Genomic DNA, 18,203 nt, shown 5'->3' with positions numbered 1-18,203 from the left:
GAGGCACCAGTATGAAAAACATCATCGGTATCTACACCAGCCCACGGTCTCATTGGGTGGGCGACGGTTTCCCGGTTCGTACGCTGTTTTCCTACGACAACCTGGGCAAGCACATCAGCCCGTTCCTGCTGCTCGACCACGCCGGCCCGGCTGAATTCACCCCGACCCAGCAGCGGCGTGGCGTTGGTCAGCATCCCCATCGCGGCTTCGAAACCGTGACTATCGTTTACAAGGGCGAGGTGGAGCACCGCGACTCCACCGGCAGCGGCGGCAAGATCGGCCCTGGCGATGTGCAATGGATGACCGCGGCTTCGGGGATTCTCCATGAAGAGTTCCACTCCGCAGCGTTCGCCCAGTCTGGCGGCACCCTGGATATGGTCCAGCTGTGGGTCAACCTGCCAGCGCGGGACAAGATGGCCGCACCCGGTTACCAGACCATTCTCGATGGTGACATTCCGGCCATCGCCCTCAAGGACAAGGCCGGCACCCTGCGGCTGATCGCCGGCGAGTTCGACGGCGTCAAGGGCCCGGCGCGCACCTTTACGCCGATCGACGTCTGGGACATCCGCCTGAATGCCGGCAAGCCCCTGACCCTCGATCTGCACGAGGGGCGCAACACCGCCCTGGTGCTGCTGCGCGGCACGGTCCAGGTCAACGGCCAGGAGCTGGTGCGCGAAGGCCAACTGGTGCTGTTCGAGCGCGATGGCGACCAGCTCAGCCTGGAAGCCAACAACGACGCGGTGGTGCTGCTGCTCAGCGGCGAACCGATCGACGAGCCCATCGTCGGCCACGGCCCGTTCGTGATGAACAGCGAGGCCGAGATCCACCAGGCATTCGTCGACTTCCAGTCCGGCCGTTTCGGCCAGATGCCTGGCTGACACCCACTTACCGACTTGCACAGGACGCGTAGGCCGGTTTCAGGGCCAGGGATGGCTGTTGCCTTAAATAAATGCCTCAGACACAAGAGGAACTGCACATGAACAACCTCAACGCGGCCAACTTCAATGGCCTGAAACCGACCATCGACCCCAACGATGCGGCGATGCTGCTGATCGACCACCAGAGCGGGCTGTTCCAGATCGTCAAGGACATGGACGTGCCGCAACTGCGGGCCAATGCCATCGCCCTGGCGAAAGCCGCGACCCTGTTGCAGATGCCGGTGATCACCACGGCCTCGGTGCCCCAGGGGCCCAACGGCCCGCTGATCCCGGAAATCCACCAGGAGGCGCCCCATGCCCAGTACGTGGCGCGCAAAGGTGAAATCAACGCCTGGGACAATCCCGAGTTCCGGGCGGCGGTCGAGGCCACCGGCAAGAAAACCCTGGTAATCGCCGGCACCCTGACCAGCGTCTGCCTGGCATTTCCGTCGATTGCCGCGGTGCATGAAGGCTACAAGGTGTTCGCGGTGGTCGATGCCTCGGGCAACCATTCGCGGCTGGCCACTGATCTGACAATCGCCCGCCTGGCCCAGGCCGGGGTGGTACCGATCGACATCATGGCTACGCTTTCTGAACTGCAAGGTTCGTGGAACCGCCCGGACGCCGAGCAATGGGCCGCGGTCTACGCCCAGGCCATGCCGCACTATCAGTTGCTGATCGAGAGCTACCTCAAGGCCCAGCAAGTGGCGAATGAACACGAAGTGCTGGATTCCCAGCGCTGAGCGAACACCCCCACGCCGATTTCCAGTCGGTATCGATAAGAAGCGAGGACTACCCCATGACTACTGCCTACAAGCGTCTCGACAAGAACAACGCCGCCGTGCTGCTGGTGGACCACCAGGCTGGCCTGCTGTCCCTGGTGCGCGACATCGACCCGGACAAGTTCAAGAACAACGTGCTGGCCCTGGCCGACCTGGCCAAGTACTTCCAGCTGCCGACCATCCTCACCACCAGTTTCGAAACCGGCCCCAACGGCCCGCTGGTGCCCGAGCTCAAGGCGCTGTTCCCGGACGCGCCCTACATTGCCCGGCCGGGCCAGATCAACGCCTGGGACAACGAGGACTTCGTCAAGGCAATCAAGGCCACCGGCAAGAAGCAGCTGATCATTGCCGGGGTGGTGACCGAGGTTTGCGTGGCCTTCCCGGCGCTGTCGGCCCTGGAAGAAGGCTTCGAGGTGTTCGTGGTGACCGATGCTTCCGGCACCTTCAATGAGCTGACCCGCGATTCGGCCTGGAACCGCATGTCCACCGCCGGCGCCCAGCTGATGACCTGGTTCGGCCTGGCCTGTGAGCTGCACCGCGACTGGCGCAACGACATCGAGGGCCTGGGCACCTTGTTCTCCAACCACATCCCGGACTACCGCAACCTGATCACCAGCTACACCACCCTGACCTCCGGCAAATGACCTGCCGATAGCCGCTGGCGAAGGCTGCGATCGGGGCGCAGCCCCGTAAACCGGCCAACGCATTTTCCAGGCAGGTCCGGGGCCAGGGGTTGCGGCAACTGCGTTGCCGATCGCAGCCTCGCAAGCTCGGCAGCGGCTACCCGGTATCACAATCCTGTAGCCGCTGCCGAAGGCTGCGATCGGGGCGCAGCCCCGTAAACCGGCCAACGCATTTTCCAGGCAGGTCCGGGGCCCAGGGGGTGCGGCAACTGCGTTGCCGATCGCAGCCTCGCAAGCTCGGCAGCGGCTACCCGGCATCACGATCCCTGTAGCCGCTGCCGAAGGCTGCGATCGCTGGCGTAGCCAGCGCAATCCAGGGCATGCGATCTACCGGTCGAACTGCCGACGGTTACTACGTCGAAGGCAAGCGATGCCAGCGGCTACAGAGGTGAACGACATCGTTCCGCACAGGGGCCTCCCACGAGGCCCCTGTTTTTGTTTTTCCGGCTATACCTGCAAGGTCGCTTGTGTGAGATTGTCGCGCCTCTGACCGTGCTGGAGTTGCTTGATGTCGATTCTGTTCGCCGACCACCCGTTGTTCGCCGCGCTGGCCCTGCTCCTGTTGGACATGCTGCTGTGGCGCTTGATGGGCGCGCGGGGCGGTTACTGGAAACTGCTGGTGCGGGTGCTGATCTTCACCCTGTACAGCGTGCTGCTGTTCAACCAGGGCCTGAACCCGATGCAGGCGGCGCCCTGGCCGGAGGACGTGCCGCTGCACCTGGCCGCCACGGGGTTGCAGATCGGTTGGTGGCTGTTCGGCGCGCGGACCCTGACGGTGGTGCTCGGCACCCTGATGATGCAACGGGTCGGGCATACCGGGCGACTGTTGCAGGACCTGATGGGCGCGGTGATTTTCCTGATCGCCATCATCGCCGCCATGGCCTATGTGCTGGAGTTGCCGGTCAAGGGTGTGCTGGCCACCTCCGGCGCGGTGGCGATCATTGTCGGCCTGGCGTTGCAAAGCACCCTCAGCGACGTGTTTTCCGGCATCGTGTTGAACACTACCAAGCCCTATCAGCTCGATGACTGGATCTCCATCGACGGCACCGAAGGCCGGGTCACCGACATCGACTGGCGCGCCACCCGCTTGCAGACCTCCCAGGGCAGCATGGCGGTGATTCCCAACTCCATGGCGGCCAAGGCCAAGATCATCAACTTCAGTCGTCCCGCTGATATGCACGGGCTGTCCATCAGCCTCCAGGTCAGCCCCCATGCGCGGCCGCAAACAGTGATCGAGGCGCTGGAGCGGGCCATGCTCGGTTGCCGTTTCCTGCTCCCCAAGCCGGCCCCCAGCGTGGCCTTGAAAAGCTCGGGCAACGCCGGGGTGGAATACGAGATCAGCGGCTTCGTGGCCTCCATGGGGCAGAAGCGCGAAGTGCGCAACCAGCTGTTCGACCTGGCCTTCCGTCACTTGCAGGCGTCCGGCGTCAGCCTGCTGTCCAGCGGTGAAAGCAGCGTGCCGGGCAACTTGTCGCGACCGCGGGCGCTGCTGGACAGCTCGAGCATCTTCTCCACCCTGCGCCAGGAAGAGAAGGAAACCTTCAGCCAGAACATGAGCCTGCAGACCTTCCGTGCCGGCGAGACCATCCTGCCGGCGGGCGAGGTCAGCGATCACCTGCTGATCATCGAGTCGGGGGTGGTCTCGGTGAGCCTGATCCGCGATGGCAAGCCGTTCGAGGCCGGGCGCATGGGGCCGGGCGAAGTGATAGGCGAGGCGGGCATCGCCGATCAGGCGACCGCGGCGGACTTCTCGGCCAAGACCTTCTGCACCCTGTACCGCATCGAGAACGAATACCTCAAGCCCTGCCTGGACGCGCGGCGCGATATCCACGAGGCGATGAAAAACCTCCTGGATTTCCGCCAGCACATCGCCCAGACCCTGACCCAGGAAACCCCGCGGCCGGTGGTGAAAAAAGGCTTCATGCAGTGGCTGCGCCGCCGCGCCTGACCGTCAATGCACATCCCCTGTAGGAGCGAAGCTTGCTCGCGATCCGCGCAGCGGCCATCCACCGCAGTGCCTGGACTGACGCTATCGCGCGCAAGCTGCGCTCCTACAAAAGAGAGGGAGACATTGGTCACCTGGTCTTGGCCGGAATTGGTTATTGGTACGGACCGCGCCCGGGCTTAACGTAGCGCTACATTCACTTGATCTGGAGCCATCCCATGCAACCGCGTATCGACTTCTACACCGCTTCGCCGGACGCCCTCAAAGCCATGATCGCCCTGGAAACCGCGGTCTCGAAACTGCCCCTGGAAAAGTCGCTGATCGAGCTGGTGAAGCTGCGCGCCTCGCAGATCAACGGCTGCGCCTTCTGCGTCGACATGCACACCGCTGATGCGCGCAAGAGCGGGGAAACCGAGCGCCGCCTGTACGCGGTTTCGGTCTGGCGCGAAACGCCGTTCTTCACCGACCGCGAACGGGCCGCCCTGGCCTGGACCGAGTCCCTGACCCGGTTGAGCGAAACCCACGCGCCGGATGCCGACTACGAGCTGCTGAGCAGCCAGTTCAGCCCCAGCGAGCAGGTCGACCTGAGTGTCGCAATCGCCACCATCAACAGCTGGAACCGCCTGGCCGTGGGTTTCCGCAAAATGCCCCAGGCCTGATTCCAGGCTCAATGGCCGTCGGCTGACGGCGCCGACGGCGGGGTGACCTTGCGCATCAGGGGCACCATGGCCGTGGCGATGATGAAACACAGCATGATCATCAGGAACGCATCGCCGTAGGTTTGCGTCTGCGCTTCGCGATAGGTCAGCTGCCAGAGTTGGCGCAGGCTGGCGCTGACGCCTTCGTCGCCGCTCTGGCCCAGCGCCGCGAAGTTGCCGCCGACCCGGGCCAGCCATTGGTTGAGCGCTTCGTTGCTGCTGTTGAGGTGTTCGGCCAGGCGGGTGAAGTGCAGGTTGGTGCGGTCGTTGAGAATGGTGGCGCAGGCAGCGATGCCGATGGCGCCGCCGAGGTTGCGCATCAGGTTGAACAGCCCCGAGGCATGCTTGAGCCGCGCCGGCGCCAGCCCGCCTAGGGTCAGGGTCACCGCCGGCGGCACCGCCAGTTGCTGGGCGATGCCGCGCAAGGCTTGCGGCAGCAGCAATTCCCTGGCCCCCCAGTCATGGGTGATAGGGCTGAAATCCCACATCGACAGGGCGAACAACCCCAGGCCCGCCATCATGATCCAGCGCAGGTCGATGCGGTTGGCGAGGAAGGCATACAGCGGGATCGCCAGCACCTGGAACACCCCGGTGGAAAACACTGCCATACCGATATCCAGCGCGCTGTAGCCGCGCACCCGGCCGAGAAACAGCGGCGTCAGGTAGATGGTGGCGAACAGGCCGATGCCGGTGACGAAGGAAAAGAAACAGCCGAGGGCAAAGTTGCGGTCCTTCAGGGCGCGCAGGTCGACGATCGGGTTGGCCACCTGCAGGGTGCGGCCGATAAAGGCCAGGCCGGCCAATCCGGAAACCCAGGCGGTGGTGAGGATGGTGCTGTCGCTGAACCAGTTCCAGCGCGGGCCTTCTTCCAGGGTGTATTCCAGGCAGCCGAGAAACAGCGCGAGCAACAGCATGCTCAGGTAGTCGGCGCCCTTGAGCAGCGCCAGTTCCGGCTGGTCGATCCGCACCAGCATGGGCACCGCCACGGCGACGAAAACCCCTGGCAGCAGGTTGATGTAGAACAGCCAGTGCCAGCTCGACACCTCGGTGATCCAGCCGCCGATCACCGGGCCCAGGGTCGGCGCCAGGGACGCCACCGCGCCAATGGTCGCCGCGGCGATCACCCGCTGCTTGCCGGTGAAGAAAAAGAACGCGGTGGTGAACACCAGGGGGATCATCGAGCCGCCGAGAAACCCCTGCAGGGCGCGAAACACGATCATGCTCTGGATGTTCCAGGCCACACCGCACAGCAGGCTGGCCAGGGTGAAACCGACCGCCGAGGCGCAGAACAGCCAGCGGGTGGAGAACACCCGCGACAGCCATCCCGACAGCGGGATGACGATGATTTCGGCGATCAGGTAGCTGGTCTGCACCCAGGCGGTTTCATCGGTGCCGGCCGACAGTCCGCCACCGATATCGCGCAACGAGGCCGAGACGATCTGGATATCCAGCAGGGCGATGAACATGCCCATGCACATGGTGGCGAAGGCGAAGACCTTGGTCGCCGTGGCCATGCTGGCGGCATCGAATGGCTGGGCCGGGGCGGCGAGGGCGCGGCTCATGGCGCGCTGGCCACGGCCGGTTCAGGCGTCGCGGGTTCGCCCCGGGTATTGACCGCAGCCGTCACCGAGAGGCCGGGGCGCAGCTGGCCGAGCACCGCGTCCTGCGGATCGAGGATCACCCGCACCGGCACCCGCTGGACGATCTTGGTGAAGTTGCCGGTGGCGTTTTCCGGCGGCAGCACGCTGAACTGCGCGCCGGTGGCCGGTGCCAGGCTGTCGAGGTGGCCGTGGAATTCCCGGCCGGGCAGCACGTCGGCGCGGATCACCACGCGCTGCCCCGGGCTCATGTGTTGCAACTGGTCTTCCTTGAAGTTCGCGTCCACCCACAGGCCGCTGGCTGGCACCAGCGACAGCAGTTGCGCGCCGGCCTGGGTGTAGGCGCCGTTGCGTGCCCGGCGGTTGCCGATCACTCCGTCCATGGGCGCGCGGATTTCCGTATAGCCCAGGTTCAGTTGCGCCAGGTCGCGTTCGGCGCGGGCCTGGAGCAAGGCTGCCTTGGCCTGCAGTTTCTGGGTGGCGATCACTTGCAACTGGCGCTGGGTCGCCAGCAGCTCGGCCTGGGCCCGGGTGTTGAGGGCCTGGGCGGTCTTGAAGCCGGCCTCGGCCCGTTGCGCGCTTTCCACCGACACCGCCGAGCTGCCGACGAGGCGTTTGTAGCGGGCATTGTCGTCGCGCGAGCGGGTCATTTCCGCGGCGGTGGCGTCGATCCCGGCGCGGGCCTGGCTGATCACCGCGTGCTGCAACTGTTCGGTGGCATCCAGGTTGGCCAGCAGCGCTTCCTCGGCGGCCACCGCGCCTTCGGCCTTGGCCAGGCTGGCGCGGTAATCCCGCGAGTCGAGGCGGATCAGCAGGTCGCCGGCCTTGACCCGCTGGTTGTCGCTGACCAGCACCTGCTCGATGTAGCCGGCCACCTTGGGCCCGATCACCGTCACGTCGCCGCCTATATAGGCGTCGTCGGTCTGCTCGATAAAACGCCCGCTGGTCCACCAGTGCAGGCCGTAGAGCACCAGCGCCGCCAGGGCCACCAACGCCAGGGCGGTAAGTAGCAGGCGCTTGAGCAAAGGTGGCCTGGCCGGGGCGGCGACAGTGGCAGGATCGATGGCGGGCAGGCTGGTCATGGCAGGTACCTGGAGTGGAAATATTACGATTGAAATATTATGTTTGTAATATTTTATTGCAACACAATTTTCCTGCCGATCGTCAGGTGCGACCTGGGGGTATTGGCGGCTGACACGAGCGAGGGGCCAGGGCCCAAGCGGAAGCAGTTGGCGCAAGCCGTGGCGAAGACTATTGTTGACAATCTGAATAACTGCCCGAAGAGAGCGATGCCATGAACACCAGTGATTTGCTTGAACAGTTGCTGCGCGCCGGCCAGGCCTCGATGACGCAGCAGGGTGGCGGGGCCTCGGCACCGCAGGATGGCCTGGGAGGCCTGGGTGGCTTGCTCGGTGGTCTGTTGGGCGGTAACAGCGGCGGCGGAGCCCCGGGTGGCCTGGGCGCTGGCGGGCTGGGAGGCCTGTTGGGCGGCCTGCTGGGCGGTTCCGGGTTGGGCGGCGCGATCTCTGGCGGCGCGACGTCCGGCGGAAGCCCTCAAGGCCGTTCCGGCGCTGGCATGAACTACGCAGCACTGGCTTCCCTGGGGATGATGGCGTTCCAGGCTTACCAAGCCTGGCAACAACAGCAGCAATCGGCGGCGCCGCAACAGGCGTTGCGCACCGTCGACCAACTGGCCGGCCCGGAAGTCGAGGAACACAGCCATGCGATCCTCCGTGCCCTGATCGCCGCGGCCAAGGCCGATGGCCGCATCGACGAGCAGGAAAAACAATTGATCAGCGCCGAGATCGGCCGGCACACCGATGACCCGCAATTGCAGCAATGGCTCGACGACGAAGTCGCCCGTCCCCTGGACGCCGCCGATGTGGCCCAATCGGCCGCGGGCGAGCCGGGCATGGCGGCGGAAATGTACCTGGCCAGCGTGATGCTGGTGGACGACCAGCAGGACGCCGAGCGCAGCTACCTGGACGAGCTGGCGGCGGCGCTGCGGATCGACCCCGAGCTGCAAGTGCATCTGGAACAGCAGGCCAAGGGCGGGGCGGCCTGATCAACAACGCGGACCGGCCCCGGGTGGGGCCGGTCCATGACCCATGACGGGAGTGCGGCAACAGGGATATTCATCTTTCAAGGAGCGATACGCCATGAGTTCACTCAATCGAGAGCTGCCGGACATCTTCAGGCAATCGGCATTTTTCAGGGCGCAGGACGTCTATCACCCGTACATGGACTGGCAGACGCTGGTCCATGATTTCTACCCCGACTCGCTGCTGGAACTGACCCAGTCGCAATCCAGTATCACCGCGTCCTTTTACGGCCAGATGCTCAAGCAGGCCGGCGAGCTGTTTGGCCTGGAGCGCATGCAGGAACTGTCCAGCCGGACCTTCTACCAGCACGGCAAAAGCCTGGCGCAGCGCCACATGGCGAGGAAACCCGAGCTGGAGCGCAATGCCCGGGGCATCACCACGCTGGTGCTCGCGGGAGTCTTTACCTCCAATCCGGAATACCGTTTCGAGATCCTGCAGTTCGACGCCGGGCATGCGCGCATCCGCATGACCGGCGTCGACCGCTACCACCGCATCACCCACGCCCTGGGCATCGACCAGCACCTGCAATGGCCGGTGAACGGCGACTTCTTCACCGGATTGCGCGACGAGCTGGGACTGGCCGAGCTGTACGCCATCAGCCAGCAGCTCAAGTACCTGGATGAAAGCAGCCGCTGCGATTACGAGATCGATATCCGCGCGATCTGAGGGGGGGCGAAGTACCCGGCCACCCGCAGCGCTTCGGCGGTGCGGGTGGCGCCATCGATGGCCGGGGTGGATTGTCGCAGCGCGGATTTATTTGCCATCTCCGGGCGCCGGCGAGGTGATAATGCCCGACCTGTCCGCCACGCAAGCATAGTTGCCATGTTCGAGATCCAGCCGCAGAACCCCGAGAGTTTTCGCCAGCAAACCCGCCGCAGCACGCTGTTTATCGCCTTGATCTTCCTATCCCTGGCCATGCTGCTGTCCAGCGCCGCGGTGCTGCTGTTCGGCACGCCGGGCGGCGATAACTTCCGCCTGAATGTCGCCGGCGTGCTGGCCGGGTTGGTGCTGAGCATCGTGCTGATGCGCCTGCGCTTCTGGTCGCAGCCGTGGATGGCCGCGGCGGTCTACGGCTGGCAGCTCAAGCGCAGCCTGATGAGCGTGACCAATGTCATGCACCACGTCACCGCCGGCGTTGATGCCCAAGACCCGACGGCGATGAAACTGCTGCGCTTCTACCACCTGGGCCTGACCCAGATGCACCAGCTGGATGCCAACTCCAGTGCGCTGAGCCAGGCGGTGCATGAGATCGACCGGCACAAGGAGCGAATGGAAGCCCTGGGCATGGACACCGAGCAGAAGCGTTTGAATCCTGACTGGATCGACGCGGTGAAGCGGATTCCAGTAGCAAAATAAGCTGAAGAAGGGCGGTTTCGAGCCAATTTCGACATGTGATTGGTGCATGAAGTCTGAGGGTTTCATGCGCTGGATACATGACAAAAAGGCAAAGAGTTATAAGGTTAGATTTTATTTATATAAATGGACATAAGCATTAGCCGCTATGCTGCCGCCAGTTTTTTACCTGGCCGCGGTTGATGCGTAGGGCTTATTGATGGATGTGGGTAATTTCGGTTTTGTAATCGCGGGCCTGTTGGTGGGTTTCATTGTGGGGATGACGGGGGTGGGAGGCGGTTCGCTGATGACCCCGATCCTGTTGTGGTTTGGTATCAACCCGGCGACCGCTGTGGGGACCGACCTGCTGTACGCCGCCATCACCAAGTCCGGTGGTGTGCTGGTCCATCAGAAAAACCGCAACATCGACTGGAAGATCACCGGCTGGCTGACCCTGGGCAGCGTGCCCGCGGTGTTGGCCACCCTGTGGTTCCTCAAGAGCCTGGACACCGACCCGCAAGCGCTGAACAGCGTGATCAAGCAGGCCCTGGGCTTTGTGCTGCTGCTCACCGCGCTGGCGATCCTGTTCAAGAAAAAGCTCCTGGCTTTTGCCCAGAAGCATGCCGGCGATCACTACCACCTGAAGGACTCCAGCCTCAACGGGCTGACGGTGGTCACCGGCGTGATCCTCGGCACCATGGTCGCCCTGACCTCCATCGGCGCCGGCGCCCTGGGCACCGTGGCGCTGTTCATCCTGTACCCCTTCCTGGCCACCAAGCGCCTGGTCGGCACTGAAATCGCCCACGCCGTGCCCCTGACCCTGGTCGCCGGCCTGGGGCACGCGAGCATGGGCAACATGGACTGGCAACTGCTGGGCTTTTTGCTGATGGGCTCGCTGCCGGGGATCTGGCTCGGCAGCCACATGACCGGCCGCGTCTCGGACGAACTGCTGCGGCCGTTCCTGGCGGTCATGCTGTTTTCCATCGGTTACAAGCTGGCGTTCTGAACCCGCGCGGCGGGTCGAGCCAAAGCCTCCTGCGGGAGGCTTTTGTGTTTTTGGGGCGCGCCTTTCCTGTTGGACCAGCACTGGCGTCCAGCACAACTGAAGCGAGTACTGTGGATGGGATTATTCCCTGGATGGCATTCGCGCGTGGGCTTCTTCAGTAGGAGCGAGGCTTGCCCGCGATGGCGTCAGTGGCTACACCCAGATCTTTGAATTTCAGGATCCCCTGATTCAGCAGCTTGATCCCCGTCGTTACGTTCGAGGCCCATCCCTCACCAGGAACGTACTCCATGACTTTTGTTATCAGGGAAGGCGCCCCCCCCCCACAACAGGCGACAAGGTTATTGCCGGCCCGACAACAAGCTTTGCGGAACGGTGGTAGCCCTATTTTGCCCGTGAAGGTGAAGAACCAGCCGGGGAGTTTTTGGGAGAGCTGATTTATGAAGGAAGGAACGCATGGTAATCACTACCGCACATATCGTGCTTGGTGTTTTTATCGGGATAACTTTTCTCGGTATGTTCACCATGATCGGTATCTATATCTACTGGGGATATACCCGCATGGATGAGATGCTCAGGCATGTCAAAAACTGCCAGATGATCACCGGCAACAGGTTCTATCTGCATATGGGAGCCTGGGGGCGGATGATGATGGTGGGGGTGGTAGCGGGTTATCTGGCATGTCCCGGCTTCTTCATTAGAAGGGGATTGTTGGATGCTGATGAGATAAACAACTTTCCTCAGCCTCTTAAAAGAAGACTGATTATTTCGCATTGGATCATGGGCGGGCTGCTGGTGAGCCTGGGCCTGGAGTACATAGCGATGACGATAATAAGAAGCTAGTCCGCACTATTCACGATGCAGCCTGGCTCGCTGGCCTGGAGCCTGAGGGCAGGCGAGTGACCTACCCTCACGCCACTCTCAGCGTTGCGCCAACCAGTAATCGTGCAGCCCACGGGCTGCCTGTTCGACACTGGCGACAGTCTGACGATGCTGAACCAGATCCAGGTCGGCCGGCAGTTCGAAGTTGTCCTGTTCGGCGCAGGTGATGATGGCTTGCAGCTGGGCGGCCTGGGCGGCAGGGAGCTCGGGCCAGTTGCTGACGGCCATGGCGCGGAGGTAGCCGAAGCACCATTCTTCCGCCAGCGTCAGCGGCTGGTCCTGATGTTCGGTCTGTTCGAAGCGCGGCTGAAAGCTCGCCGAGTCGCTCGCCAGTGCGGTGGCGAGGGCGTTCAGGTGGCGCACGCTCAGCTCGATGAAGCGCTTGCACTCCTCGGGGTCCTGCCAGTCCGGGTTCTGCCCGCCCCAGATGGCCGGGAACCATTCGGCGATGTCCACCTGGGCCGGGCCGGACACCAGGGCGGTGCAAAAGCCGTCGAGCTCGGCCAGGTTGAGCACGGAGTGGTCGTCACCGTATTTGAGCAGGGTGTCTTCGATGAATTCGAACTCGGCGGGGCTGAGCGGCTGGTTGTGCATGGACGGCTTCCTTGGAAAAACGTGCGCCCCCCAGGGGCTGCGCGGAAAAAAGACGCGGAGGATGGCGCGTTCCGCCAGTTTTATCCAGCGCCGATCATCGTCGCGGAGCGCGTTGTGATGGATAAGGCGTGCCCCCAGCCGGTCCAGCGGCCTGGTCCGTCAATCGACCCGGCCGCTGTTTTTCTCAGGGTTGCGTCGCCGCGCCGACCTGCTTGTCCAGGGCATCGAGCAGGGCATGGGCGACCTTCACTCGTTCGGCGTTGGGGTAGTTCTTGTTCGCCAGCAGCACCAGGCCGATGTCCTTGCCGGGCACGAACAGCACATAGGCGCCGAAGCCGTTGGTGGAACCGGTCTTGTTCAGCAGGGCATTGGCCTGTGGTGCCTGGGGCGGGCTGAACCAGCGGGTCGGGTGCGGTTCGAAGGCCATCTGCGACGAGTTGCCGGCCAGCAGGGCATTCAGGCTGAGCGGGTAGGGGTAGAGCTCCCAGCCCAGGCCCTGGGTCATGCCTTCGACCTGGTAGTAGCCGGTGTGGGTGATGGCGATTGCCTGCGGCCAGGGTTGCGGCAGCGACTCGGGCTTGAGGTTGGCCTGGACGAAACGCAGCAGGTCGGCGGCGCTGGTCTTCACCCCGTAGGCTTCTGCATCCAGGGCACCGGGGCCGAGCCGCACCGGCTTGCCGTCCTTGCCGTAGCCCTCGGCGTAATTGCCCATCTGCGAGTTCGGCACCTGGATATAGCTGTGCTGCAGGCCCAGTTGCGGGAACAGCTTCTGCTCCATCAATTGCTCGAAGGGCTGGCCCAGGCTTTGCGCGGCCAGGTAGCCGAACAGGCCGATACTCGGGTTCGAGTACAGGCGCTGGGCGCCGGGGGCAAAGGCCGGTTTCCAGGCCTGGTAGTAGCCGAGCATCTTGTCCTGGCTGTCCCACTGCGCCGGGAACTGCAAGGGCAGGCCGCCGGCGCTGTAGGTCCCCAGTTGCAACAGGCTGATGTGCTCGAAAGCGCTGCCTTTCAGCGCCGGCAGGTAGCGGCTGGCCGGGTCGTTGAGGGACAGTTTGCCGCTGGCCTGGGCATAGGCCCCCAGGGTCGCGGTGAAGAGCTTGCTCACCGAGCCGACCTCGAACAGCGTGTCGGCGTCGACGGCTTTCTGCTCCTCTTTGGAGGCCAGGCCGTAGTTAAAGTAATGGGGCTGCCCTTTGATGCTGATGGCCACCGCCATGCCGGCGATGTCCTGTTGTTGCATCAGCGGGCGGATCGCCGCGTCGACCAGGGGCTTGAGCGCGCTGTCCGGCTGGCTGGCGGCCAAGCAGGCGCTGGTACCGGACAGCAGCAGGGAAACGGCGAAAAATCCAGATAGGGCTAGGTTTTTGTTGTGCATGATGGGCTGAAATTCCATGATTTTGCAGGGTGATGGCCGCTACACTCCGAGCGGCTTTTGCCAGCGCCTGCACCTGCACTCAGGGGGCAGGGCGCTGCGAGCCGGCTCAATGTAGGCGGTCGGCGAAGGATCGGCAAACGACGATATTTCGCAGGAGCCATTAGAAAAACTAGGGAATGCTCATGATCCGACCCCATCTGCCGCTGAATGCCCTGCGAGCCTTCGAGGCCTCGGCGCGGCATTTGAGTTTTACCCGCGCGGCCATCGAGCTGTGCGTGACCCAGGCGGCGGTCAGTCATCAGGTGAAAAGCCTCGAGGCCCAGCTCAACGTCACCCTGTTCAAGCGCCTGCCCCGCGGGCTGATGCTGACCAGCGAGGGCGAAACCCTGCTGCCGGTGCTGTGCGAGTGTTTCGATCGCATCGCCGAAACCCTCGGCCGCTTCGAAGGCGGGCACTACCGCGAGATGCTCAGCGTCGGCGCGGTCGGTACCTTTGCCGTTGGCTGGTTGCTGCCGCGCCTGGAGGACTTCCAGGCCCGCCATCCGTTTATCGACCTGCGCCTGTCGACCCACAACAACCGGGTCGACGTTGCCGCCGAAGGCCTGGACTACGCCATCCGTTTCGGCAGCGGTGCCTGGCACGGCACCGATGCCATCCAGTTGCTGGAAGCGCCGCTGTCGGTGCTCTGCGTACCGGAGCTGGCGCGGCAACTGCACAGCCCCGCCGACCTGCTTGGCCAGACCCTGCTGCGCTCCTACCGCACCGACGAATGGCCGGAATGGTTCAGCGCCGCCGGCTTGCCCGCCAGCACCCTGCCGTCGCGCAGCATCGTCTTCGACTCGTCCCTGGGCATGATGGAAGCCGCGCAGCAGGGCATAGGCATAGCCCTGGCGCCGCCGCTGATGTTCGCCCGGCAGCTGCACGCCGGCAGCATCGTCCAGCCGTTCGCGGTGGGCATCACCACCGGCAGCTACTGGCTGACCCGCTTGCAGTCACGGGCGCAGAGCCCGGCGATGCTGGCGTTCAAGGAATGGCTGTTGGGGACCGTAGAGGAAGGCTGAATGACTTTTATCAACATTAAGTTGAATATTCAACTTGGTGTTGATATTTTCGTCGGATTCTTTTTCTGCGAAACCGCCATGAAAACCCCCAGCAGCCCTTTTTCCCCTGAGTGTGCCGCCGAACGCCAGCTGGTGTTCAAGGTGCTGCACAGCACCCTGAACATGCTCGGCAGCGTGGTGGGCCGGCACACCGAAATCGTCCTGCATGACCTGACCCGGCCCGAGGCCTCCATCGTTGCCATCGCCAATGGCCATGTCACCGGTCGCCGGGTCGGCAGCCCGGTGCTGGCCGGGCCGCGCGAGGACCTGGGGTTTATCGCCGTGCGCCGGGCCATGGAAGATAGCTCCGGCAGCGAGCCGGTGCTGGTGGAGAACTACCCGACCACCGCGCCCGACGGTCGCCCGTTGCGCAGCTCGACGGTGGTATACCGCGACAGCAGCGGCCAGCCTTTCGCCACCCTGTGCACCAATGCCGACCTCAGCGGCATCGCCGCCGCCCATGCCTGCCTGGGCGAGCTGCTGGGCCTGGGCGCAGCCCCCGAACCGCGCCACGACGAGCCCCAGGACATGGAGCAACTGATGGCGGAAATCATTCAGCAAGCCTGCCCCGGCGGCCGGGCATTGATGAAGAAGGCCCAGAAGCTCGACGCCGTGCGCCAGATGCAGGACCGCGGGCTGTTCATCGTCAAGGGCGGCATCGAGAAGGCCGCCGCGGCCCTGGGCGTCACCCGCTACACCATCTACAACTACCTGGACCAGATCCGGGCCACAGACCAAGCCAGTCAACAGGAGTGAAGCCGATGCAGCTCGATATCTTTCAGGTGGATGCCTTTTCCTCCACGCCTTTCGGCGGCAACCCGGCGGCGGTCTGCCCGCTGGACGCCTGGCTGCCCGATGCCACGCTGCAACGGATCGCCGAAGAGAACAACCTCTCGGAAACCGCCTACTTCGTGCGCAACGGTGAGCTGTTCGAGCTGCGCTGGTTCACCCCGACCGTGGAAGTCGACCTCTGTGGCCACGCCACCCTGGCGGCGGCCTGGGTGCTGTTCGAACAGCTGAACGAACCCAGCGAACTGCTGCGCTTCAGCACCCGCAGCGGCGAGTTGCGCGTGCGCCGTGATGGCGAGCGCCTGTCCATGGACTTCCCGGCCAAGCAGCCGGTGGCCGTGGAGATTCCGCCGAGCCTGCTGCAAGCCCTCGGCCTGCCGCGCGCAGAAGCCCTGTACCGCACCGACGACTATTTGCTGGTGGTCGAGGACGCAGCGATCATCGCCGGCCTCAAGCCCGACTTCGCCGCATTGGCCAACTTCGATGTGCGCGGTATCGCCGTCACCGCGCCGGGCCAGCAGTTCGACTTCGTCTCCCGCTGGTTCGGCCCGAGTGTCGGGGTCAACGAAGACCCGGTCACCGGCTCGGCCCACACCTCCCTGGCACCCTACTGGGCCCAGCGCCTGGGCAAAACCCGGCTGAGCGCGGAGCAGGGCGGGGCGCGCAAGGGCCAGCTGTGGTGCGAGGTGCTGGATAACGGCCGGGTTCTGATCAGCGGCCAGGGCGCGCTGTATCTGAAGGGCACGATCTTTATCTGAAGCCCTGGCGTTCCCTTCGCCAGGATCATGAGTGAACGAAGATCGCCGGAACCGCTTCATGCGCTTCCGGCGATCCTTTATTGCCTGGTTCAGCCTTGCAGCGCGGTCATCAGCACCTGCACCAGTTGACCGCCCTGTGGCGTCGCCCAGCTTCCCGCCAGTTCGGCGATCAGCTGGTTGGTGCTGGTCAGGGTCACGCCGCCCTTGTCCATCCGGCGCAGGGCGATGTCATCGGCCATGGCGCTGGGGGAGCCGCCGGCGTCGGCCACCACCTGCACCTCATAGCCATCGCGCACCAGGCTCAGGGCCGGGTACACCGTGCAGACGTCATTGGTGACCCCGGCGATGATCAGTTTCTTGCGGCCCGTGGCCTGGACCGCCTTGGCGAAGTTGTCGTCGTCCATGGCGTTGACGATCCCCAGGCGCTTGATGCGCGCGGCGAATTCCCTGGGCAGGATCTGCTCCAGTTCACTCAGCAGCGGACCCTGGGCGTACTCCTCCATGCTCGAAGTCAGGACCACCGGCAGTTGCAGGATACTGGCGGCCCTGGCGAGCATCAGCGCGTTGCGTTTCATCTCTTCGAAGGGAATGGATTTCACCCAGCCCATGGTCCCCACCTGGTGATCGATCAACAGCAGGGCGGCATTCTCGGCACTGAATCTTTCGTAGGACATGATGGTGCTCCTAGTATGTGAGGCTGGGCGCTCGCGCCCTGGGATTGGAAACGCTCGCGCCCTGGGGTTAGAGGCGTTCACGCCCCGGGGGTGGAGGCGTTGCGCCCCGATTGATGGCCAGGGCGATCAGCGCGCTTGCAGCGTGCCGAATGCCCCGCGCTGGTAGGCCTCGACGGCCGCGGCCAGCGCCTCTTGCGAGGCAAGGGCCAGCGGCCCCTGCCAATACACCGGTTGCCCCAGGGGGCGACCGGAAAACAGCACCGCTTTAGCCGGCCCCTGGCCCGCCCGCAGGCTGATCTGGCGCTCCATGGGCTGTGGCGGGATCACCGGCAGCCGGGCTTGCATCAGGTCGAAGGGCTGGTCATCCACCGCCAGCTCGCCGTCGATCGGCATCACGAAGGCGCCATGGCCCGCCGCGATCGGCACCCTTACCTGCGCCCCTGGCTCCAGGGAGATGTCGAGCAAGCTGACCTCGGTGGGCAGCGACAGTGGCGAGCGGACATCCGCGAAGCTGCCCAGCGGCACCCGGACTTTCACTCCTGGCAGCTGCACCACCGGCACGTCCCGGGCTTCGAGGCTGAAGACGAAGGGTGCCGCGCCCTGCAGCTGCAGCGGCAGGTTGATGAAGACCTGCAGCATGTGCACGGTCTTGCCCGTCTCGGCGGGCACCTCCTCATGCACCACGCCTGTGCCCGCCGCGGTCCAGTGCAGGCCACCGGGCTGGATCAGGTTGCGGTTGCCCAGGGAGTCGCGGTTGTCGATCCCGGTCTCGGAGTCGAGAAACAGGTAGGACACCGCGGAAAAACCGGCATGGGGGTGCGGCGGGAAGGTCGGCCCGCTGGTCCAGGCATGGTCGACCGCGAGGAAGGGGTCGATGGCCGTGACGGGCTGGCCTCCGCGCAGGGTGAAGGCCCGGAAGTGGCTGCCGTGGTTCATCCGCTGCAGGCGTGCGATGTGGGTCATGGCGGTGT

19 protein-coding genes are annotated in these 18,203 nt (G+C 64.3%); 13 read left to right on the top strand and 6 right to left on the bottom strand.

The annotated features are described in order from the left end of the window. Positions 1-11 precede the first annotated feature (11 nt). From ACTJKT_RS10360 to ACTJKT_RS10340, 5 genes are all read left to right on the top strand, one after another. The gene (locus ACTJKT_RS10360; protein ID WP_025804944.1) at positions 12-878 is read left to right on the top strand and encodes a pirin family protein; all 867 of its coding nucleotides are present in this window, start codon (positions 12-14) and stop codon (positions 876-878) included. A 98-nt stretch (positions 879-976) separates the two neighbouring features. Then, positions 977-1,660, top strand: coding sequence for an isochorismatase family protein (locus ACTJKT_RS10355; protein ID WP_025804943.1), 684 nt, complete (start codon positions 977-979; stop codon positions 1,658-1,660). 56 nt (positions 1,661-1,716) lie between these two features. Further along, complete coding sequence (gene ycaC / locus ACTJKT_RS10350; protein ID WP_097304411.1) at positions 1,717-2,343, top strand: isochorismate family cysteine hydrolase YcaC; 627 nt, start codon at positions 1,717-1,719, stop codon at positions 2,341-2,343. A 547-nt stretch (positions 2,344-2,890) separates the two neighbouring features. Continuing rightward, on the top strand, positions 2,891-4,330 hold the full coding sequence (locus tag ACTJKT_RS10345) for a mechanosensitive ion channel domain-containing protein (protein ID WP_440787015.1): 1,440 nt from the start codon (positions 2,891-2,893) through the stop codon (positions 4,328-4,330). 215 nt (positions 4,331-4,545) lie between these two features. Then, complete coding sequence (locus ACTJKT_RS10340; RefSeq protein ID WP_097304409.1) at positions 4,546-4,986, top strand: carboxymuconolactone decarboxylase family protein; 441 nt, start codon at positions 4,546-4,548, stop codon at positions 4,984-4,986. Positions 4,987-4,994: 8 nt separating this feature from the next. On the opposite strand, the gene ACTJKT_RS10335 is transcribed toward ACTJKT_RS10340, so the two are convergent. Both ACTJKT_RS10335 and ACTJKT_RS10330 read right to left on the bottom strand, forming a co-directional pair. Next, positions 4,995-6,587 carry a DHA2 family efflux MFS transporter permease subunit gene (locus ACTJKT_RS10335; RefSeq protein WP_440787014.1) on the bottom strand — a complete coding sequence of 531 codons (1,593 nt, stop codon included), beginning with the start codon at positions 6,585-6,587 and terminating at the stop codon, positions 4,995-4,997. Next, positions 6,584-7,705, bottom strand: a complete 1,122-nt coding sequence (locus ACTJKT_RS10330) for an HlyD family secretion protein (RefSeq protein WP_440787013.1) — start codon at positions 7,703-7,705, stop codon at positions 6,584-6,586. Before ACTJKT_RS10330 ends, ACTJKT_RS10335 begins: the two co-directional genes overlap by 4 nt. 212 nt (positions 7,706-7,917) lie before the next feature. Here ACTJKT_RS10330 and ACTJKT_RS10325 point away from each other — a divergent pair, with 212 nt between their 5' ends. The 5 genes from ACTJKT_RS10325 (at position 7,918) to ACTJKT_RS10305 (ending at position 11,903) form a co-directional block, all read left to right on the top strand. Further along, complete coding sequence (locus ACTJKT_RS10325) at positions 7,918-8,688, top strand: DUF533 domain-containing protein (RefSeq protein WP_440787012.1); 771 nt, start codon at positions 7,918-7,920, stop codon at positions 8,686-8,688. Positions 8,689-8,782: 94 nt separating this feature from the next. Then, positions 8,783-9,391: a hypothetical protein gene (locus ACTJKT_RS10320; protein ID WP_440787011.1), complete on the top strand. Its 609-nt coding sequence runs from the start codon at positions 8,783-8,785 to the stop codon at positions 9,389-9,391. A 156-nt stretch (positions 9,392-9,547) separates the two neighbouring features. After that, positions 9,548-10,081: a DUF3087 domain-containing protein gene (locus tag ACTJKT_RS10315; RefSeq protein ID WP_440787010.1), complete on the top strand. Its 534-nt coding sequence runs from the start codon at positions 9,548-9,550 to the stop codon at positions 10,079-10,081. A gap of 196 nt (positions 10,082-10,277) precedes the next feature. Then, positions 10,278-11,063 carry a sulfite exporter TauE/SafE family protein gene (locus tag ACTJKT_RS10310; protein ID WP_097304403.1) on the top strand — a complete coding sequence of 262 codons (786 nt, stop codon included), beginning with the start codon at positions 10,278-10,280 and terminating at the stop codon, positions 11,061-11,063. A 453-nt stretch (positions 11,064-11,516) separates the two neighbouring features. Beyond that, entirely contained in the window at positions 11,517-11,903 is a 387-nt protein-coding gene (locus ACTJKT_RS10305; protein WP_440787009.1) for a hypothetical protein, read from the top strand. Positions 11,904-11,981: 78 nt separating this feature from the next. Here ACTJKT_RS10305 and ACTJKT_RS10300 read toward each other — a convergent pair whose 3' ends face one another. Together ACTJKT_RS10300 and ampC are read right to left on the bottom strand one after the other, a co-directional pair. After that, a complete protein-coding gene (locus tag ACTJKT_RS10300) occupies positions 11,982-12,536 on the bottom strand; it encodes a UPF0149 family protein (RefSeq protein WP_440787008.1) in 555 nt (184 codons plus the stop codon). 184 nt (positions 12,537-12,720) lie between these two features. Next, complete coding sequence (gene ampC, locus ACTJKT_RS10295; RefSeq protein WP_440787007.1) at positions 12,721-13,911, bottom strand: class C beta-lactamase; 1,191 nt, start codon at positions 13,909-13,911, stop codon at positions 12,721-12,723. Between the two features lie 182 nt (positions 13,912-14,093). Here ampC and ACTJKT_RS10290 point away from each other — a divergent pair, with 182 nt between their 5' ends. From ACTJKT_RS10290 to ACTJKT_RS10280, 3 genes are all read left to right on the top strand, one after another. Continuing rightward, entirely contained in the window at positions 14,094-14,972 is an 879-nt protein-coding gene (locus tag ACTJKT_RS10290; RefSeq protein ID WP_440787006.1) for a LysR family transcriptional regulator, read from the top strand. A gap of 78 nt (positions 14,973-15,050) precedes the next feature. Next, a complete protein-coding gene (locus ACTJKT_RS10285; protein WP_440787005.1) occupies positions 15,051-15,767 on the top strand; it encodes a helix-turn-helix transcriptional regulator in 717 nt (238 codons plus the stop codon). 5 nt (positions 15,768-15,772) lie between these two features. Next, positions 15,773-16,558, top strand: a complete 786-nt coding sequence (locus tag ACTJKT_RS10280) for a PhzF family phenazine biosynthesis protein (RefSeq protein WP_440787004.1) — start codon at positions 15,773-15,775, stop codon at positions 16,556-16,558. Positions 16,559-16,647: 89 nt separating this feature from the next. On the opposite strand, the gene ACTJKT_RS10275 is transcribed toward ACTJKT_RS10280, so the two are convergent. Both ACTJKT_RS10275 and ACTJKT_RS10270 read right to left on the bottom strand, forming a co-directional pair. Further along, entirely contained in the window at positions 16,648-17,232 is a 585-nt protein-coding gene (locus ACTJKT_RS10275) for an isochorismatase family protein (RefSeq protein ID WP_440787003.1), read from the bottom strand. Between the two features lie 126 nt (positions 17,233-17,358). After that, a complete protein-coding gene (locus tag ACTJKT_RS10270; protein WP_440787002.1) occupies positions 17,359-18,195 on the bottom strand; it encodes a pirin family protein in 837 nt (278 codons plus the stop codon). Positions 18,196-18,203: the final 8 nt, after the last annotated feature.

This window comes from Pseudomonas sp. 22526 (assembly GCF_052044735.1).
In the GTDB taxonomy this organism is placed as follows: domain Bacteria; phylum Pseudomonadota; class Gammaproteobacteria; order Pseudomonadales; family Pseudomonadaceae; genus Aquipseudomonas; species Aquipseudomonas piscium.
This window is presented reverse-complemented; position numbering and strand designations above follow the sequence as displayed.

Coding starts and splice junctions, on each gene's coding strand:
- ACTJKT_RS10360 (WP_025804944.1), top strand. CDS start 12: ATGAAAAACATCATCGGTATCTACACCAGCCCACGGTCTCATTGGGTG.
- ACTJKT_RS10335 (WP_440787014.1), bottom strand. CDS start 6,587: ATGAGCCGCGCCCTCGCCGCCCCGGCCCAGCCATTCGATGCCGCCAGC.
- ACTJKT_RS10285 (WP_440787005.1), top strand. CDS start 15,051: ATGAAAACCCCCAGCAGCCCTTTTTCCCCTGAGTGTGCCGCCGAACGC.
- ACTJKT_RS10310 (WP_097304403.1), top strand. CDS start 10,278: ATGGATGTGGGTAATTTCGGTTTTGTAATCGCGGGCCTGTTGGTGGGT.
- ACTJKT_RS10340 (WP_097304409.1), top strand. CDS start 4,546: ATGCAACCGCGTATCGACTTCTACACCGCTTCGCCGGACGCCCTCAAA.
- ampC (WP_440787007.1), bottom strand. CDS start 13,911: ATGCACAACAAAAACCTAGCCCTATCTGGATTTTTCGCCGTTTCCCTG.
- ACTJKT_RS10275 (WP_440787003.1), bottom strand. CDS start 17,232: ATGTCCTACGAAAGATTCAGTGCCGAGAATGCCGCCCTGCTGTTGATC.
- ACTJKT_RS10325 (WP_440787012.1), top strand. CDS start 7,918: ATGAACACCAGTGATTTGCTTGAACAGTTGCTGCGCGCCGGCCAGGCC.
- ACTJKT_RS10315 (WP_440787010.1), top strand. CDS start 9,548: ATGTTCGAGATCCAGCCGCAGAACCCCGAGAGTTTTCGCCAGCAAACC.
- ACTJKT_RS10355 (WP_025804943.1), top strand. CDS start 977: ATGAACAACCTCAACGCGGCCAACTTCAATGGCCTGAAACCGACCATC.
- ACTJKT_RS10345 (WP_440787015.1), top strand. CDS start 2,891: ATGTCGATTCTGTTCGCCGACCACCCGTTGTTCGCCGCGCTGGCCCTG.
- ACTJKT_RS10330 (WP_440787013.1), bottom strand. CDS start 7,705: ATGACCAGCCTGCCCGCCATCGATCCTGCCACTGTCGCCGCCCCGGCC.
- ACTJKT_RS10300 (WP_440787008.1), bottom strand. CDS start 12,536: ATGCACAACCAGCCGCTCAGCCCCGCCGAGTTCGAATTCATCGAAGAC.
- ACTJKT_RS10290 (WP_440787006.1), top strand. CDS start 14,094: ATGATCCGACCCCATCTGCCGCTGAATGCCCTGCGAGCCTTCGAGGCC.
- ACTJKT_RS10270 (WP_440787002.1), bottom strand. CDS start 18,195: ATGACCCACATCGCACGCCTGCAGCGGATGAACCACGGCAGCCACTTC.
- ACTJKT_RS10305 (WP_440787009.1), top strand. CDS start 11,517: ATGGTAATCACTACCGCACATATCGTGCTTGGTGTTTTTATCGGGATA.
- ycaC (WP_097304411.1), top strand. CDS start 1,717: ATGACTACTGCCTACAAGCGTCTCGACAAGAACAACGCCGCCGTGCTG.
- ACTJKT_RS10280 (WP_440787004.1), top strand. CDS start 15,773: ATGCAGCTCGATATCTTTCAGGTGGATGCCTTTTCCTCCACGCCTTTC.
- ACTJKT_RS10320 (WP_440787011.1), top strand. CDS start 8,783: ATGAGTTCACTCAATCGAGAGCTGCCGGACATCTTCAGGCAATCGGCA.